Source organism: Citrobacter sp. BIDMC107, from assembly GCF_001037575.1.
Lineage (GTDB): Bacteria > Pseudomonadota > Gammaproteobacteria > Enterobacterales > Enterobacteriaceae > Citrobacter > Citrobacter freundii.
Genome location: NZ_KQ089848.1, coordinates 4,409,773 through 4,425,479 on the forward strand (window position 1 = coordinate 4,409,773; position 15,707 = coordinate 4,425,479).

The window sequence follows — 15,707 nt, forward strand, 5'->3', positions numbered from 1 at the left end:
ATGAGTTCCGCTGTTTGATTCTGACTGGTGGAGTCGCCACCAGTCAGAACGTCTTAGCGCATATTCACAAAGATACCATTGGTGACGTTATCCGTAAGCCTCACAACGTGATAGATAACTTGCTTATTATGCGTCTTAATCTTTCGTTTTATATTCCCCTTATGGGATGACACCGTCTTGGCTTTGATATTCATTTGATCCGATATCTGTATTGTTCCCTGACCCTCCATCCACATACGCAGCATGCTGGATTCGGTTCGACTTAATGATAATGTCGGCAGATTCACATCAATAGCAATATCTACTTCTTTTTTCAGAATATCGCCAAGTAGTTTATCCAGTGAGTCAGGTTTAATCGATTTAGAACTAATCAATAAGTTTTTTCTGACGAGTAGATATTCATCAAAATGCACGTTGGCAATTGCCATAAACACAATAAATAATGTGCTGGGATGCTGATTAATGATTTGCTTTATTTGCTGGCTATTAGCAGGATCGTGGATAAAGCAGTCCTCATTAATAAACACCACAGCGGGTTGTTGAGAGACACAGGCGAGACTGAGTTCATCAACGTTGGAAATGTTGTTGATTTCCCTTTTTTTCACTCCCCGACTTACCAGATACCCGGTTAACCCTAGTCGGGTGTAACTGCATAAATCCATAATAATCGTTGACATGGCATACCCTCACTCAATGCGTAACGATAATTCCCCTTACCTGATTATTTCATCACAACTAAACGGAATAATAACGACCCAAGATGACGCTTTCGCTGTTTTTCAGGCGAATTTACTATCCCGTAAAGTTGCGTATAATTTGCCAGGAAACATCTTAAAGTAAAGTGAATGTTGCGTTATGTGAGTGAGGCAAAAACAAATAAGCCGCGACAGAGATATCCTGGTGGATGTTGTCACTTTTTAAAATTAGGACAATCCTTAGTAAAACAGGATAAAAATTAAGGGTTATTATTTTCCAGGCATTTCGCTGACGATATCGGCCAGTAAATTAAAAATTTCACTGAATAATCGTTCGCAGAATGGCGCAATTAATGGCATTAGCGCCGCCATCAGTGAAATACCTACGGTCAGAGTGAGAGGAAAGCCGATGACGAAAACCGACAGCTGTGGCGCCATGCGATTTAACAAACCAAGTGCGAGGTTCAGCGTGAGTAGCAGCGTCATTACTGGCAGGGCCAGCATTAGCCCGTTGAGGAAAATCAGGCTACCCGCCCGTGCCAGCGCGAGAAACGCATTGCTGTTCACCGGATTGCCACCGATGGGCAGAGTATGAAAAGTATCTACCAGCAGCGAAATCAGCCATAAATGACCGTTAAAGGTCAGGAACAGCAGCATGGCGAGCATGTCGATCAGTCGTGCCAGAACCGGCATATTCAGACGGCTACCGGGATCGAAGAACGTCGCGAAGGAAAGGCCCATTTGCAGGCCAATTAATTCCCCGGCGGTACGTACCGCGGCAAACGCAAACTGCATGGTGAAGCCTAAAGCGATACCGATCAGGATTTGTTGCATTGCCTGCCATAGTGCGCCGATCGAAAAGATGGGGACGTCAACGGCGGGAATTGACGGGGCGATAACGACGGTTATCATCAACCCCAGCCCCAGCTTTACCCGTTTGGGGATGGCTCGTTCACTGAGGATGGGGGCCGTTGAGATGAGCGCCAGTATGCGCAGCAAAGGCCAGAAGTATAAATTCAGCCAGTGGAGCCACTCAACGCTGGTCACCTGCAACATAACGTTGTCTACCCGATGATGTAGGGGATATTGCTGAACAGCGTACGCACGTAGTCGAGCAGCAGGTTAAGCATCCACGGGCCAGCAACAATGATGGCAATAAACACCGCGACAATTTTGGGAATGAAGGACAGCGTCATTTCGTTAATCTGGGTCGCCGCCTGCAGAATACTGATGATAAGACCTGTGACGAGAGCGACCAACAGCAAAGGTGCAGCAAGGGCCAGGGCGACTTTCATCGCCTCTGTGCCCATCATCATGACCGATTCAGGAGTCATTTCGCGCCTCTAACTGTAAAAGCTTTGTGCCAGCGAGCCGACAAGTAGCTGCCAACCGTCTACCAACACAAACAGCATCAGCTTAAACGGCAACGCGATTGTGGCTGGCGGTACCATCATCATCCCGAGTGCCATCAGTACGCTGGCGATCACCAGGTCGATAATCAGAAACGGAATAAAAATGGTAAAACCTATCTGGAATGCTGTTTTCAACTCACTGGTGACATAAGCGGGTAGCAAAATTCGCATCGGCACGGCTTCTGGTCCCTGTAATGGACCGCTGTTTGCTAAGCGCGCGAAGAGGGCCAGATCGGCTTCACGGGTCTGGCGCAACATAAACTCACGCAGCGGCTGGGCGCCTTTCTCCATAGCTTCCTGCATGGAGATCTTCTCTTCGCTGAACGGTTGATATGCGTCGACGTAGATTTTATCGATCACTGGCGACATGATGAAAAAGGTCAAAAAGAGCGCCAGGCCCAGTAGCACCTGGTTAGGTGGTGCAGAGGGGGTACCCAGTGCATTTCGCAGGAGACCGAAAACAATGATGATGCGGGTGAAGCTGGTCATCATCAGCAAAATTGCAGGCAGGAACGTCAGCGAGGTGATGAACACCAGTGTCTGCACGGGCAAAGACCAGCTTTGTCCGCCGCCCGGCAATGGCTGACTAACCAGACCCGGGAGTTGGGCGAGGGCAACGGGACTGAAAAGCCACAAGCCTGCCAGCGTGAGGGATAACAAACGGCGCATCAGGATCTCCCTGGACGCTTAAGCAAACTCTTCATCATGGCCTGGAAATCCGCAGGGGAGGCCGTTTTTTCTTCTGCATCGGCAGGTGCCGGGGGCAGGGTGTGCAGGACGTTAATCTGCGAGGCTGTGACACCCAGTACCAGACGGGCATCTTCGACCTCGACAATCACCACGCGCTCACGTGGACCCAATGAGGTGCTGGCCGTGACTTTCAGCCCGCGTGTACCGGTACTTTTTGGGGCAAACCCCAGACGTTTAATGACCCAGGCCACCGCCAGGATCAAGATGATGATCCCGAGCAGCGCGCCGCTTACCTGCACCAGCGGTGAACCGGAAACGGCGACGGGTTGAGAAACGGTAGCCTGGGTATTCATGATTAACGGCTCAGACGGCGCATACGTTCAGACGGGGTGATAATGTCAGTGATACGCACACCGTATTTATCCGCGACCACGACGACTTCGCCTTGGGCAATCAGATAACCGTTGATCAGGATATCCAGCGGTTCGCCTGCCAGACCATCCAGTGCGACAACCGACCCCTGCGTCAGGCGCAGCAGCTCTTTGATGGTCATGCGGGTACGGCCCAGTTCGACGGTCAGTTTGACCGGAATGTCCATGATCAGGTCGATGTCCTGCAAAGCACCGCTGACGTCGCCGCCACCTAACTGCTGGAATACCGCATCGGCCGCACTTTTGGTGGGCGTGGTTTTTTGCTCGTTTAACGCGTCAGCCCACAGATCGTCCAATGCGCCAGTGTTCTCATCGGACGGATTATTCATATCACTCATTTGGGCTGTTCCTCATTCAGCGAATTCAAAATCGGGTTTATCAGATGTTCTACGCGTAACGCATACTGACCGTTTACAGTGCCATACTGGCTGGTCAGCACAGGCACGCCGTCCACATGAGCAATAATGCGGTCGGGTTTTTCAATCGGCAGTACATCGCCGGGTTTCAGTTTTAAAATCTGGGATAGCCGCAGCGGAATGTCGGCAAAGTTTGCCACCAGCTCCAGCTCAGAATGCTGAACCTGACGCACCAGATTATTGCGCCAGTTCTGATCTTCATTACGCGAGTTTTCCAGCGGCGGATTCACCAGCAGCTCACGCAACGGCTCAATCATGCTGAATGGCAGACAGATGTTAAATTCACCGGTCAGGTTGCCAATTTCAACGTGGAACGGGGTGTTCACCACAATGTCGTTCGGGGAGGTGGTGATATTGGTAAATTTCACCTGCATCTCGGAACGGACGTATTCCACTTCCAGCGGGTTGATGGCCTTCCACGCGTCGCTGTAGCTTTCCAGCGCCAGCTTCAACATGCGGTTGATAACGCGCTGTTCCGTGTGCGTAAATTCGCGGCCTTCCACTTTCGTCGGGAAACGACCGTCACCACCGAACAGGTTGTCTACGGCGATAAATACCAGACTTGGTGAGAACACCACCAGACCCGTACCGCGCAGCGGCTTCAGGTGGATTAAGTTCAGGTTGGTCGGAACCGGCAAGTTGCGCGCAAATTCGTGGTAAGGCTGGATACGGATCGCCCCCACGGTAATATCCGGGCTACGGCGCAACAGGTTAAATAACCCCATACGGAACTGGCGCGCGAAGCGTTCGTTAATGATCTCCAACGCCTGTAAACGCTCACGTACCACGCGACGCTGAGTGTTGGGATCATAAGGACGAATATCGCTTTCTTTTGCGATACCTGAAATGGGTTCGTCTTTGGTTTCGCTATCGCCGTTCAGCAATGCGTCGATTTCTGCCTGAGAAAGAATACTGTCGCCCATGTCTTTACCGCAGAATAAAAGCTGTATAAAGAACGTCGGTGACAACCTGTTTCGGCTGCCCAACAACAAGCGGAGTCGCCAGCGTCTCTTTGATGGCGGTAATCAGCTGTTGCTTACCTTCCTCGGTGGCGAGTGTGGCCGCATTCTGACGAGAAAATAGCAGCAGCAAGCGGCTGCGCACTTCCGGCAGATATTCGTTAAGACGTGAACGTGTCGCCTCATCTTTCATGCGCAGTGTGATACCGATATACAGCACACGGTCTGCATCACCCAGATTGACGGTAAAGGTATCCAGCGCAAAGAACACCGGGGCTGGCGGTGGAGCCGGTTCCGCTTTGACGCTGGCGGAAGGCTGCTGCTGCATGCGCCAGTAGCTATAACCTGCAGTTGCGCAGGCGGCGAGGGTAATTAATACCAGCAGAGGGATCCAAATAGCGCGTTTACTTTTTTTGTTAATCGCGGAGTCAGTCATCAGATACGGGCTTCCTGTTTCGGTACAGCTTATGGGCTGATTATCCCGTGTCCTGTCCACGACAAAGCGTGGAAAAGACGCGGATAATCATGCTACCTCTGGCGTTAGGCGAAGATGTCTACTGCGCCATCGCCGCGGGCAGCGGCTTGCAGCGAGGCTGGGGTTGCCAGTATTGCGTCATCTTCAGCGGCAAAAATGTCTTGTCCTTGAGCGCGACCAGACTGCTGTTGCTGTCCGGAAGACTGCTGATGGCCAGCGAAGCTTTCACTGCTGATGTTGCTTTGCCCCAGTTGGATCCCGCTTTCAGCCAACTGTGTACGCAGCATCGGTAATGCGGCTTCCAGTGCGGCGCGCACGTGACTGTGCGGTGAAACCATTTGTAACTGTGCGAGGTTATCGTCCAGCTTGAGCGAAATATGTACCTGACCCAGGTCCTGCGGATGCAGACGCAGCTCTGCGCTTTGCTGGCCCTGGCGCGTGAACAAGGTGACGTGCTGGCTCAGCGATTGCTGCCATTCATGGCTACCTAACGGAGCGCTTAACACCGGCGCGGCCGTCGGTAACGGTTGTGCGTGTGTTTGTGGACCACTTAGCGGGGCCGCAGTCATGCCAATGCTGGTCGGTGACGGGGTGCTGTCGATTTCAGCTCTGGCGTTCACTGCTGCCGTCAGCGGGGTTAATGTTGGATTGTTTGCCTGATTAGCACCACCGCCAGCAATCGTGACATCCGCTTTGCCTTTTTTGGCATCGCCCGGCAGTAATTCGTCTGCATTATCAGTCGCCGCGCCGTGTACCGCGCCTCGTGACAATGCGGAAAGCGCCGCATCAACAGGGGCTGGTGCGCTGTCGACGGCAGGCGTAGCCAGTGGTTGTCCTGGCAGCATGGCGAACAACGCGCTCAGGTTGGCGAGATCGTCATCACTCAGCGTAGTGTTTTTTTCGTCCTGCTGAGCGACTTTGCCCAGTGTCGTCAGGGCATTCGCTTTCAGTGAAGGCGTGAGAGCGGACAACAGTTGCTGAGCGTCAGTCATGTCGGCAAGAGAAGTCTCGGTTTGCAGCTCCTGTTGCGCCAGCAGATCGGTTAATTTGACCGACGGTGTGGCATCGCCATTTTTTTGCAGCAACCCTTTTTGCAGCTTGCTGCCAGCCGCTTTTAAATCGGCAAGCGACAGCGGGGCATCTTTACCTTGTGCGTCGCCCGCACCTAATGCGCCAGCCAGCAGCGCTAAAAAATCCTCGGGTGAATCTACCGCTTTGCCTGACTGAAGACCTGCGGCTACATCGGTGTCGGTGGTAATCAGTTGGGGTAAAGTAATCATTCGGGTTTCCTCATAGCTGCGCGCTGAGCAAATTCATCCATTTTTTTCTGATCCAGACGGTTTTCGGCCAGTAACGCCGCCGAGGTTTGTCTGTCCTGCAACGTCTGCCACGCCTGTAATCGTTGTTTTTTGTCGCGCCAACTGTTCAATGCCTGGTCTACTTTCTGTGTCCATTGATTGAGCTGTTGGCGATGTTGCTCAATCGCTTTTTCCAGCGTCTGAATAAATTGTTGGTAATTGATCCAGCGATTGCTGGTAATACCCTGGCCCATATCGGTATTCAGATTGTTGCGATACTCATGCTGATAATCGATCAGCATTTTTAACTGTTCTTCCGCCTGCTGACAGCCACGACGCATCTCTCCCAATAAGACAGCAGCGTCATCTACTTCTTTTTCAGCCAGGTCTTTCAATGTTGCTAATGCACCATGTTGTGCCATGACCTATGCTCTCCTGCTTAATCACACACCAGGGAAAATCAGTTCCAAAGCTTGTAGAGAATCTTCCCAGTCAGCCCGTTCAAAAATACCTTGCTGTAAGAATGCTTCCAGCTGCGGCCATAAGGCGATGGCTTTATCCAACATCGGATCGCTGCCTTTGGCATACGCCCCCACGCTGACCAGATCGCGGTTACGCTGGAAACTGGACAGCAACTGTTTAAAGTTACGCACCCGTGCATAGTGTTTTTCACTAATGAGCGCGGTCATGGCACGGCTGATCGAGGCTTCAATATCGATGGCCGGATAGTGACCCGCCTCGGCCAGATGACGAGACAGCACAATGTGACCGTCCAGAATCGCGCGCGCGGAATCGGCAATCGGGTCCTGTTGGTCGTCACCCTCGGTCAGTACCGTATAAAATGCGGTGACTGAACCGCCTCCGTGGATACCGTTTCCGGCCCGTTCGACCAGCGCCGGTAACTTAGCGAATACTGAGGGTGGATAACCTTTGGTTGCCGGTGGCTCGCCGATCGCCAGGGCTATCTCACGTTGTGCCATCGCGTAGCGGGTGAGGGAGTCCATAATCAGCAATACATGCTGTCCGCGATCGCGAAAATCTTCGGCGATGCGCGTGGCGTAGGCCGCGCCTTGCATACGTAACAGCGGCGAGACGTCCGCCGGAGCGGCAATCACTACCGAGCGTGCGCGACCGTCAGCGCCGAGAATATTTTCAATAAAATCTTTAACTTCGCGACCACGCTCGCCAATCAGACCCACGACGATAACATCGGCTTGGGTATAGCGCGCCATCATGCCGAGCAGGACGCTTTTACCGACGCCGGAACCGGCGAAAAGCCCCATACGCTGGCCGCGGCCAACGGTTAACAACGCGTTGATGGGGCGTACGCCAGTATCCAGGACGTGTTCAATTGCGGTGCGTTGCAGCGGGTTAAACGGCGGTGTAATCAGCGCGCCGGTTTCGGTGGTATCCGGGGCGGGCAGGCCGTCGAGCGGTTTGCCGCTACCGTCCAGCACACGACCCAGCAGAGCAGGGCCAAGCGGTAATTGCTTCCCGCTTTGCAGACCTTCTCCGGCAATGTTCTTCGCGTATACGCGCGCGCCGGGCAGAACGCCTTCGACTTCTTCGAGCGGCATCAGAAACAGACGTTGACCGTTAAAGCCCACGACTTCGCTTTCGACCTCCTGGGTTTCGTTGCCGTCCTGACGTTCAATGACGCAGGTGGCACCGAGCGGCAGCTGTAACCCCGTGGCTTCCAGCACCAGCCCGGTTGCGCGGGTCAGGCGACCATAACGACGCACCGCAGGCAGCAGTGACATTTTCTCTTCGAAGTTGTCCAGCGTATTGAGCCAGCGAGTCAGGCGAGTGGTCATTACACGACTCCCGGCGCTGCCAGACGGCAGAGTTCTTGCCACCGTGTGGCGACGCTGGCATCCAGATCGCCTTCATCAGCTGAGACTTTACAACCGCCGTGATGCAGCGTGGGATCGCCGCGTAGCCGCCAGCCGTGCAGGCTGAGAGTGGCACCGAGCATCTCCTCCACACGCTGGAGATCGTCCGGATGTACGCGCAGCTGCGGTTTACCGCTAAACAGCGGTTCCTGTTGCAATAACTGTTGGATTTGCTTAATCAGCGCCGCGTTATCCACGATTGGCGTCTGACCAATCACCTGACGCGCAGCTTCCAGCGCCATTTGCATCAGTCGCGAGGCAATGACGCTATCCAGCGCGTCCAGCGTATTCTGAAACTCACTCACCAGCTGCTGCATGCGGGCATGGATCGGCGCATGCTGTGCTCGCGCCTGGTTCTGGCCTTGCTCCAGCCCCTGGCTCAGACCTTCCTGATAGCCTTGTTCGTGACCTTTCTGTCGACCTTCCGCCAGCCCCGCGTTATACCCTTGCTCATGGGCCTGCATTTGCAGCTGTGCGAGCTGCTGTTCAAGCTGTTGCTCTGCGGAAAGCGGTGGCTCTTCAGCTTCTTCTGACAGCGGCGTTTCGCTGTGGTCGGCCAGTACAAACTCCGCCATCGGTGGGGCGAGGTCGTCCGGAGTCCAGACTTTCCACGGCAGTTCGTTAGACATAAGTATCCTCGCCGCTGCCTATCACCATCTCGCCGGTTTCCGCCAGACGACGCACAATAAGCAGAATTGCTTTCTGTTCGTTTTCCACCTGCGACAAACGCACCGGGCCGCGGTTGGCAAGGTCGTCGCGCAGAATATCGGCAGCACGTTGCGACATGTTGCGCAGGAACTTCTCGCGTAGCGGCTGTTCGGCACCTTTCAGGGCAATCAGCAGTGATTCGGAATCCACTTCCTGCAACAGGCGCTGGATACTGCGATCGTCGACGTCCACCAGGTTTTCGAACAGGAACATCTCGTCGATAATTTTCTGTGCCAGCTCGCCGTCGAATTCGCGTACGGCGGTAATAACCGCTTCTTCCTGCTGAGTTTTCATCAGGTTGATAATTTCTGCTGCCGTTCTCACGCCGCCCATTTTGCTGCGCTTGAGGTTCTGACCATCGAGCAGACCGTTCAGTACCTCGGTCAGTTCTGCCAGCGCGGCAGGCTGCACGCCGCCGAAGGTGGCGATACGCAGCATCACGTCGTGACGTAAACGCTCGTCGAACAGCGCCAGAATATCGGCGGCCTGGCCCCGTTTGAGGTGCACCAGAATGGTGGCGATAATCTGTGGATGCTCGTCGCGGATAAGGTCGGCGGCGCTTTGTGGCTCCATAAAGTTGAGCGTTTCAATGCCGCTGGTGGTATCGCGGGTTTCCAGAATATCTTCCAGCAGGCTGGAGGCGCGTTCCTCGCCCAGCGCTTTCACCAGCACGGAGCGCAGATATTCGTTGGCGTTGATATTCAGCGCGGCAAATTGTTCTGCTTCTTGCTCAAACTCGGCCAGCACTTCCGTCAACTGTTTGTTGGAGATCTGGCGTACGTTCGCCATCGCTGTACTGAGCGCCTGAACTTCGCGCGTGGAAAGGTGTTTAAATACCTCAGCCGCGCGATCTTCGCCAATGGTCATCAGCAGGATGACGCTTTTATCGGTACCGGTAAGGGCATTACTCATGATCGTTACTCATCCACTGGCGAATGACCAGCGCCACGACGCGCGGATCGTTATCTGACATTTCACGAATACGCTGGCTCATCACTTCTGCACCCAGACGTTGATTCGTACGACGCTGCTGGGTTTGTTCGTCTTTGCTGAGGCGAACTTCTACCGCTTCTTCGGTTTCCTGACGGATACGCGTTTGCTCTTGTACCGCTTTGGCTTCTTCGCTGCGGCGAACCAACTGCGGGCGAACAGCCTTACGCCACAGGATCCAGGCAACAAGCAGCACCAGCAACCAACGGCCAGCGGTCATCAACTGTTCAATAAAGACCTGCTGTTTCCAGAACGGCAGTTCGCCAATGGAATCGTCGGTCGCCGTGAAGGGTGAATTCACCACGTTCAGGGTATCGCCACGCTTGTCGGAGAAGCCCATCGCTTCGCGGGTCAGGTCCTCAATCTGTTTCATCTGATCGGCGGTTAACGGCAGCGGTTTACCGTCCGGCAACGTTTTATAGTTGACCACCACTGCAACCGAGAGACGCTGTACATCGCCGACGTTCATTTTGGTGTGGCGAATGGTACGGTCGACTTCATAGTTGCTGGTTTCATTACGCTGCGTACTGCGTGGACCAGCATTATTGTTGTTATTTGCCGTTTGCGTGGTTTGCGCATTTTGCTGATTAGCCGGAGGGGTGGCGATTGGCGCGGTATTAGCCGGTGCTGGTTGATTAGACAATGCGCCCGGTACGCCGCCTGGCGCTCCGCTCCCGATCTGCTCGCTGACGTTTAACTGGCGTGAACGCAGCACGGCCTGGGAATCATCACCGTTTGGACGGTACTGTTCTTCGGTTTGCTCTTTATTAGCAAAATCCAGTTGCGCGGTGACCTGCGCATGTACGTTACCGTTGCCGACAATCGGCGACAGGATCGATTCGATACGACGTTGAACGCGCCCTTCGACATCGCTGGCGTATTTCAACTGCGCATCGTTAAGATCGCGGCTGCTGGTGTTCGACTGAGTTAACAGATGACCCGCCTGGTCGACCAGCGTAACGTTGCCCGGCGGCAAGCCTGCAACAGCGCTGGAAACCAGATGCGTGACCGCACTGATTTGACCTTCATCCAATGCGCGACCCGGTTCAAGGTTAACGGTCACGGAGGCTGAAGGCGCTTTTTGCTCACGCACAAACAGCGACGGTTTTGGCATTGCCAGATGCACGCGGGCGCGTTTTACCGGTCCCAGCGTTTCAATAGTACGGGCTAATTCACCTTCCAGCGCACGCTGGTAGTTGACCTGCTCGCTAAACTGGCTAATACCAAACTTTTCCTGATCCAGCAGCTCAAAGCCAACGGCGCCGCCCTTCGGCAGACCTTGTTGTGCCAGACGTAACCGCAATTCGTGAACTTTATCGGCAGGAACTTCTATAGCACCGCTTCCCTCAGTAAAACGATAGGGAACGTTCATCTGCGTCAGTTGGGTGACAATCGCGCCACCATCCTGATCGGATAGGTTGCTGAACAGTGTGCGGTAGTCAGGTGTTTTGGCCCACAGGACCATCGCCACGATGATAGCGACGGCAGCGGCTCCCGCCACAATCAGAGGAATTCTGGGATTCGCGCGCAGGCGGTTTAACCACTCGAGAGGTTTAAGCTGGGTTGCAGTCGATGCTGTCGCACTCATCTCGCACCTCGTGGCTTATCGTGGACGGCGTTTTTTGCAAAGTGGAACAAGACTCACTCCCGGGTCAGCAAACTCGAAAAATTGACGGTCTCATTATTTGCGGTTTCGAATTTTTCTATGCGTTAAAAACCGTGGTTTTTTATCGTTATTTAACGCCTTTATCTTATTGACTAACTGGTAATCTCAGCTAAGTAAAAAATCATCCAGGGGATCAGAATGTCGGCAATACAGGGGATTGAAGGGGTCATCAGCCAGTTACAGGCCACGGCGATGTCAGCAAAAATGCAGGATATGCAGCCACAACCGACCGTGAGTTTTGCCGGTCAGCTGCATGCGGCGTTAGACCGAATCAGCGATGTGCAAACCGCGTCCCGTACGCAGGCTGAGAAATTTACCCTCGGTGAGCCGGGTATTGCGTTAAATGATGTGATGACCGATATGCAAAAAGCGTCGGTCTCGATGCAGATGGGTATTCAGGTACGTAACAAACTGGTGTCGGCCTACCAGGAAGTGATGTCGATGCAGGTGTAGGTTTAACGTGCAGAGATTGTTTGCCGGATAAGCGCAGCGACCATCCGGCAACCAGTTACTTCTGAATCAAATAGCGGATCGTTGGGCCATCCTGCTGAATATCCAGCACCGTATAGCCGTGATTACGCGCATCCAGTGGAATATTGTTGATTGACTGCGGGCAATCGCTCACCACTTCCAGAACTTCACCTTTCTTCAATTGCGGCATCGCTTCCAGCGTGGCGACAGCCGGGTATGGACACGGTTCGCCGACCATATCGAGGCGATAATCAGGCACGATATTTTTCATACAGACTCCTTGGCAGGCGTCAGTCCTGCGCGACGGAAGAAGCGTTTTTCCCAGCGGATAATGAGCATCAGCGCGGCAAACAACAGCAGATAGGTTACCAGCAGACCACCGAGCGGACCGAAGGTGTTGAGCAAATTCACTTTGTCCCAGTTGGTGGCAAGCGCGGGAGCAAAATCATCCCAGTAGTAGGCCAGAATGGTCGAGCCAATAACGTTGCCCAGACCAACCCACCAGTAATGCACCTGGCCTTCAACGGCGCGGTACATCCAGCCGGTTTCACATCCGCCCGCTAAAACGATGCCAAAGCCGAACAGCAAGCCGCCGATCACCGCATTTGGACCCGCCCACATGATTTTAGGCTCGACGCCCAGTTGCACGTAGCTAAAGATACCGATGGCGCTGACCGCCATCCCGAAGATGATCGCTTTTGCCATATGGGTGCGACCAGAAATCCACAGGTCGCGGAAGGCGGAGGTGAAGCAGATTTGCGCCCGTTCAATCAGCAGACCGAACCCAACGCCAAACAGCATCGCCAGACCGAGCTTGGGTTTATCCATCGCGGTGAGTAGCGCCCAGCCGATCATGCCGATAAACACCAGCATGCCAAGGCGGAAACGGCGACGGGCCTGATCCGGCTTTTGCGTTAACGGCGAAGCGGCGGAAACTTTCTGCATTTTGACCGGAATACGAAACATTGGCAGCAGGGTAAAGCGTGCGCCAAACCATGAGCCGATTGCCGTTGCCAGTGCGAAAAACCAGGCATGTAGCGAGAACTGTGGAATGCCGGTGAAGAATGCGGCCAGGTTGCAGCCCATCGCGAGCCGGGCGCCGAATCCGGCGATCATCCCGCCGACTATCGCCTGCATAATGCGCACCCGACTGCGCGGCATGCGTAACTTGACGTTGTTAGCCCACAGTGCGGCAGCAAAACAGCCACCGAACATACCGAGGATCATCATGCCGTCAATGCGGGTCAGGGGCGAGCCTTCGAGATGAATCAGCTTGTAGTATCCCCACTCTTCGGCGTGCACGCCAAACAGTTGCAGGATTTGCCCACCCCAACGGGTGAATTCACCGGTAACGGCCCAGAAGGTTCCCGTAATGCCGAAATAATAAGTGGAGAGAATACCCGCTGCGATGACCGCAGGGGCGGGGGCCCAAAATTTAATTAACCAGGCCTGTTTGAAGTGTTGCCATGACATGCGTTGCGCCTCTGAACTCAGAAGGTATGTAACAAGAAGTGTGGATACTACACCGTTCATAATTTTTGACTATGAGTAATAAGAGGTAATACCGTCTGGATCAATCTTTCTCAACGCTGCCGAAAGGCTGGCGACATCAGGCCTTTAATGCCACAATCCCATTTTCTTCGCATGCAGGATGAATGATGAAAAAATTAGCAATCGTTGGTGTATTTCTGGCGCTTACCGGATGCGCCGAAGTAGAAAATTATAACGACGTGGTGAAAACGCCAGCGCCAGCCGGTCTGGAAGGATACTGGCAGTCAAAAGGTCCGCAACGCAGTCTGGTAAGCCCGGAAGCGATTGCCAGCCTGGTGATAACGAAAGAGGGCGATACGCTGGATTGTCGCCAGTGGCAGCGGGTGATCGCGCTGCCGGGGAAACTGACGATGCTCTCTGGCGATCTCACCAACGTGACGGTGAAACGCGAGCTGTATGAGATCGAACGCGAAGGCAATACGCTGGAATATGACGGTATGACGCTGCAACGGGTGGATCGCCCGACGCAGGAATGTGCTGACGCGTTAAAGAAAACGCCGCTGGCCACACCGCTGCCATAAACCGTACGCCCCGGTAGCCTCTGGCCACCGGGGTTGAACTTTACAACACGTCCTCAATCACCCACACGCTGACGCTCCCGCCGTTACAGAAAAACGTTGCTTCACCGTTTTCATCGGTGACCACGCTTTCCTCGCGATTTCCCAGATAGTCACGCCAGGTTTTATTGCCGTAATTCGCGCCGAGATTGATGGTCTTTTCCCCGTCATCGCCGTTTGACAGTACCACCACACAGCCGGGATCGTCGTCCGTTCCGCTGCGGCTAAAAGCGATACAGTTAGGATGATCGAAAAAGAGCGTCTGTACCCCGTGTGCGAAGCGCTGGCGCGCGAGGATCAGTTCATCAAGCTGTTCAATGATCGGCATGTCGATAGGATAGGTTTCGCCATCGCCGCCGGTGTCTTCGTAATGCGCTCCGTAGAGGTCAGGGTAAAACACCGACGGTACGCCATTTTCACGCAGCAAGATCAGCGCATAGGCCAGCGGCTTAAACCACGGCTCGACGGGGGCTTCGAGTGCCTGTAAAGGTTGGGTGTCGTGATTGGCCACCAGCGTGACGGCATGAAACGGATCTGCTTCTACCAGGGTATCGGTGAAAATCTGGCTCATGTCATAATCGCGGCCCTGACGGGACGCTTCGTGAAACTTCATCTGTAGGGGGGCGTCGAACAGCATGGTTTTCCCCTCTACCTGGTTGATGTAGGTTTGTAGCTTATCGACTTCGTGGGACCAGTATTCCGCGACGATAAACAGCGGTTTTGGCGCGACTTCCTGCACGTGCTCAATCCACTCTTTATAAAACCAGGCCGGAATGTGCTTGACGGCATCCAGGCGAAAGCCGTCGCAATGGGTTTGATCCATCACCCAGCGCGCCCAGTATTTGATTTCCTCGGTGACGGCGTGATTACGAAAATCGATATTTTCTCCCATCAGATAATCAAAATTACCCAACTCATCATCAACCTGATCGTTCCAGCCTTCGCCGGTGTAATCGTTAACGATTTTGAAAATGCCGTCTTCGGTGGGATTCTCTATATGGTCAATGCCGCTGAAGCATTTGAAATCCCAAATGAATTGCGAGTACTGGCCTGCGCGGGCAGGGAAGGTGTAGCGCGTCCAGCCTTCGCATTCGATAATCTCATCGTCTATTTGCGTGCGATCTTCGGCGTTAACGCGCTGGACGCGGATCTTTTCTTTCTCATCCGCGCCCATTTTGTGGTTAACCACCACGTCCAGCAGTACGGCAATATCATTGTGTTTCAGCGCGTCAATCGCCGCCAGCAGCTGGTTTTTATCGCCGTATTTGGTGGCGACGGTTCCCTTTTGGTCGAATTCGCCCAGATCAAACAGATCGTAGGAGTCATAGCCAACGGAATAGCCGCCGGACGCGCCTTTATAGGCTGGGGGCAGCCATACCATATTGATGCCGATATCATTGAGTCCGCTTGCGCGTTCGGCAAGTTCGGGCCAGAGTTGGCCGCCATCAGGGTAATACCAGTGGAAGTACTGCAATAATGTGGGATTTTTCATCTTC

General features: G+C 53.8%; 18 protein-coding genes and 1 pseudogene. 2 read left to right on the forward strand and 17 right to left on the reverse strand.

Annotated elements, in window-relative coordinates; translation table 11 throughout:
• Positions 1-53: 53 nt before the first annotated feature.
• The 14 genes and pseudogenes from rcsA to fliF all read right to left on the reverse strand — a co-directional run bounded on the left by rcsA (position 54) and on the right by fliF (position 11,554).
• Positions 54-677 (reverse strand): transcriptional regulator RcsA, encoded by a 624-nt coding sequence (rcsA, locus tag SK39_RS20450; RefSeq protein WP_003030421.1) that lies wholly within the window; start codon positions 675-677, stop codon positions 54-56.
• A 278-nt stretch (positions 678-955) separates the two neighbouring features.
• Positions 956-1,751: pseudogene (fliR, locus tag SK39_RS20455) on the reverse strand (flagellar biosynthetic protein FliR).
• Positions 1,752-1,759: 8 nt separating this feature from the next.
• The gene (gene fliQ, locus SK39_RS20460) at positions 1,760-2,029 is read right to left on the reverse strand and encodes a flagellar biosynthesis protein FliQ (RefSeq protein ID WP_003030425.1); all 270 of its coding nucleotides are present in this window, start codon (positions 2,027-2,029) and stop codon (positions 1,760-1,762) included.
• A gap of 9 nt (positions 2,030-2,038) precedes the next feature.
• Positions 2,039-2,776: a flagellar type III secretion system pore protein FliP gene (fliP, locus tag SK39_RS20465; RefSeq protein WP_003030427.1), complete on the reverse strand. Its 738-nt coding sequence runs from the start codon at positions 2,774-2,776 to the stop codon at positions 2,039-2,041.
• Positions 2,776-3,153, reverse strand: a complete 378-nt coding sequence (gene fliO, locus SK39_RS20470) for a flagellar biosynthetic protein FliO (protein ID WP_121540187.1) — start codon at positions 3,151-3,153, stop codon at positions 2,776-2,778. Before fliO ends, fliP begins: the two co-directional genes overlap by 1 nt.
• Positions 3,153-3,566 (reverse strand): flagellar motor switch protein FliN, encoded by a 414-nt coding sequence (fliN, locus tag SK39_RS20475; RefSeq protein ID WP_003030433.1) that lies wholly within the window; start codon positions 3,564-3,566, stop codon positions 3,153-3,155. The genes fliO and fliN overlap by 1 nt, the downstream gene beginning before the upstream one ends.
• Entirely contained in the window at positions 3,563-4,567 is a 1,005-nt protein-coding gene (fliM, locus tag SK39_RS20480) for a flagellar motor switch protein FliM (protein WP_003030434.1), read from the reverse strand. The genes fliN and fliM overlap by 4 nt, the downstream gene beginning before the upstream one ends.
• Positions 4,568-4,571: 4 nt before the next feature.
• Positions 4,572-5,039 carry a flagellar basal body-associated protein FliL gene (gene fliL, locus SK39_RS20485; protein ID WP_003030435.1) on the reverse strand — a complete coding sequence of 156 codons (468 nt, stop codon included), beginning with the start codon at positions 5,037-5,039 and terminating at the stop codon, positions 4,572-4,574.
• Positions 5,040-5,143: 104 nt separating this feature from the next.
• Positions 5,144-6,358: a flagellar hook length control protein FliK gene (gene fliK, locus SK39_RS20490; RefSeq protein WP_032936829.1), complete on the reverse strand. Its 1,215-nt coding sequence runs from the start codon at positions 6,356-6,358 to the stop codon at positions 5,144-5,146.
• Positions 6,355-6,798: a flagellar export protein FliJ gene (gene fliJ, locus SK39_RS20495; protein WP_003839084.1), complete on the reverse strand. Its 444-nt coding sequence runs from the start codon at positions 6,796-6,798 to the stop codon at positions 6,355-6,357. Before fliJ ends, fliK begins: the two co-directional genes overlap by 4 nt.
• A 21-nt stretch (positions 6,799-6,819) precedes the next feature.
• Entirely contained in the window at positions 6,820-8,190 is a 1,371-nt protein-coding gene (gene fliI, locus SK39_RS20500) for a flagellar protein export ATPase FliI (RefSeq protein ID WP_003030440.1), read from the reverse strand.
• The gene (fliH, locus tag SK39_RS20505) at positions 8,190-8,897 is read right to left on the reverse strand and encodes a flagellar assembly protein FliH (protein ID WP_048217372.1); all 708 of its coding nucleotides are present in this window, start codon (positions 8,895-8,897) and stop codon (positions 8,190-8,192) included. The genes fliI and fliH overlap by 1 nt, the downstream gene beginning before the upstream one ends.
• On the reverse strand, positions 8,890-9,888 hold the full coding sequence (gene fliG / locus SK39_RS20510) for a flagellar motor switch protein FliG (RefSeq protein WP_003030443.1): 999 nt from the start codon (positions 9,886-9,888) through the stop codon (positions 8,890-8,892). The genes fliH and fliG overlap by 8 nt, the downstream gene beginning before the upstream one ends.
• The gene (fliF, locus tag SK39_RS20515) at positions 9,881-11,554 is read right to left on the reverse strand and encodes a flagellar basal-body MS-ring/collar protein FliF (RefSeq protein ID WP_003839087.1); all 1,674 of its coding nucleotides are present in this window, start codon (positions 11,552-11,554) and stop codon (positions 9,881-9,883) included. Before fliF ends, fliG begins: the two co-directional genes overlap by 8 nt.
• Before the next feature lie 216 nt (positions 11,555-11,770).
• Here fliF and fliE point away from each other — a divergent pair, with 216 nt between their 5' ends.
• Positions 11,771-12,085, forward strand: a complete 315-nt coding sequence (gene fliE / locus SK39_RS20520; RefSeq protein WP_003030448.1) for a flagellar hook-basal body complex protein FliE — start codon at positions 11,771-11,773, stop codon at positions 12,083-12,085.
• A gap of 55 nt (positions 12,086-12,140) precedes the next feature.
• On the opposite strand, the gene yedF is transcribed toward fliE, so the two are convergent.
• Positions 12,141-12,374 (reverse strand): sulfurtransferase-like selenium metabolism protein YedF, encoded by a 234-nt coding sequence (yedF, locus tag SK39_RS20525; protein ID WP_048217373.1) that lies wholly within the window; start codon positions 12,372-12,374, stop codon positions 12,141-12,143.
• Positions 12,371-13,576, reverse strand: coding sequence for a selenium metabolism membrane protein YedE/FdhT (gene yedE / locus SK39_RS20530; protein WP_048217374.1), 1,206 nt, complete (start codon positions 13,574-13,576; stop codon positions 12,371-12,373). The genes yedF and yedE overlap by 4 nt, the downstream gene beginning before the upstream one ends.
• 185 nt (positions 13,577-13,761) lie before the next feature.
• Here yedE and yedD point away from each other — a divergent pair, with 185 nt between their 5' ends.
• Entirely contained in the window at positions 13,762-14,175 is a 414-nt protein-coding gene (yedD, locus tag SK39_RS20535; protein WP_003030454.1) for a lipoprotein YedD, read from the forward strand.
• A gap of 40 nt (positions 14,176-14,215) precedes the next feature.
• Here the strand turns inward: yedD and amyA are convergent, their stop codons facing one another.
• On the reverse strand, positions 14,216-15,703 hold the full coding sequence (amyA, locus tag SK39_RS20540; protein ID WP_048217375.1) for an alpha-amylase: 1,488 nt from the start codon (positions 15,701-15,703) through the stop codon (positions 14,216-14,218).
• Positions 15,704-15,707: the final 4 nt, after the last annotated feature.

Bases quoted from the DNA above. Each gene is read 5' to 3' on its own strand.
- fliE (WP_003030448.1), top strand. From the start codon at position 11,771: ATGTCGGCAATACAGGGGATTGAAGGGGTCATCAGCCAGTTACAGGCC.
- amyA (WP_048217375.1), bottom strand. From the start codon at position 15,703: ATGAAAAATCCCACATTATTGCAGTACTTCCACTGGTATTACCCTGAT.
- yedF (WP_048217373.1), bottom strand. From the start codon at position 12,374: ATGAAAAATATCGTGCCTGATTATCGCCTCGATATGGTCGGCGAACCG.
- fliI (WP_003030440.1), bottom strand. From the start codon at position 8,190: ATGACCACTCGCCTGACTCGCTGGCTCAATACGCTGGACAACTTCGAA.
- rcsA (WP_003030421.1), bottom strand. From the start codon at position 677: ATGTCAACGATTATTATGGATTTATGCAGTTACACCCGACTAGGGTTA.
- yedE (WP_048217374.1), bottom strand. From the start codon at position 13,576: ATGTCATGGCAACACTTCAAACAGGCCTGGTTAATTAAATTTTGGGCC.
- yedD (WP_003030454.1), top strand. From the start codon at position 13,762: ATGAAAAAATTAGCAATCGTTGGTGTATTTCTGGCGCTTACCGGATGC.
- fliG (WP_003030443.1), bottom strand. From the start codon at position 9,888: ATGAGTAATGCCCTTACCGGTACCGATAAAAGCGTCATCCTGCTGATG.
- fliK (WP_032936829.1), bottom strand. From the start codon at position 6,358: ATGATTACTTTACCCCAACTGATTACCACCGACACCGATGTAGCCGCA.
- fliL (WP_003030435.1), bottom strand. From the start codon at position 5,039: ATGACTGACTCCGCGATTAACAAAAAAAGTAAACGCGCTATTTGGATC.
- fliH (WP_048217372.1), bottom strand. From the start codon at position 8,897: ATGTCTAACGAACTGCCGTGGAAAGTCTGGACTCCGGACGACCTCGCC.
- fliP (WP_003030427.1), bottom strand. From the start codon at position 2,776: ATGCGCCGTTTGTTATCCCTCACGCTGGCAGGCTTGTGGCTTTTCAGT.
- fliQ (WP_003030425.1), bottom strand. From the start codon at position 2,029: ATGACTCCTGAATCGGTCATGATGATGGGCACAGAGGCGATGAAAGTC.
- fliM (WP_003030434.1), bottom strand. From the start codon at position 4,567: ATGGGCGACAGTATTCTTTCTCAGGCAGAAATCGACGCATTGCTGAAC.
- fliN (WP_003030433.1), bottom strand. From the start codon at position 3,566: ATGAGTGATATGAATAATCCGTCCGATGAGAACACTGGCGCATTGGAC.
- fliF (WP_003839087.1), bottom strand. From the start codon at position 11,554: ATGAGTGCGACAGCATCGACTGCAACCCAGCTTAAACCTCTCGAGTGG.
- fliJ (WP_003839084.1), bottom strand. From the start codon at position 6,798: ATGGCACAACATGGTGCATTAGCAACATTGAAAGACCTGGCTGAAAAA.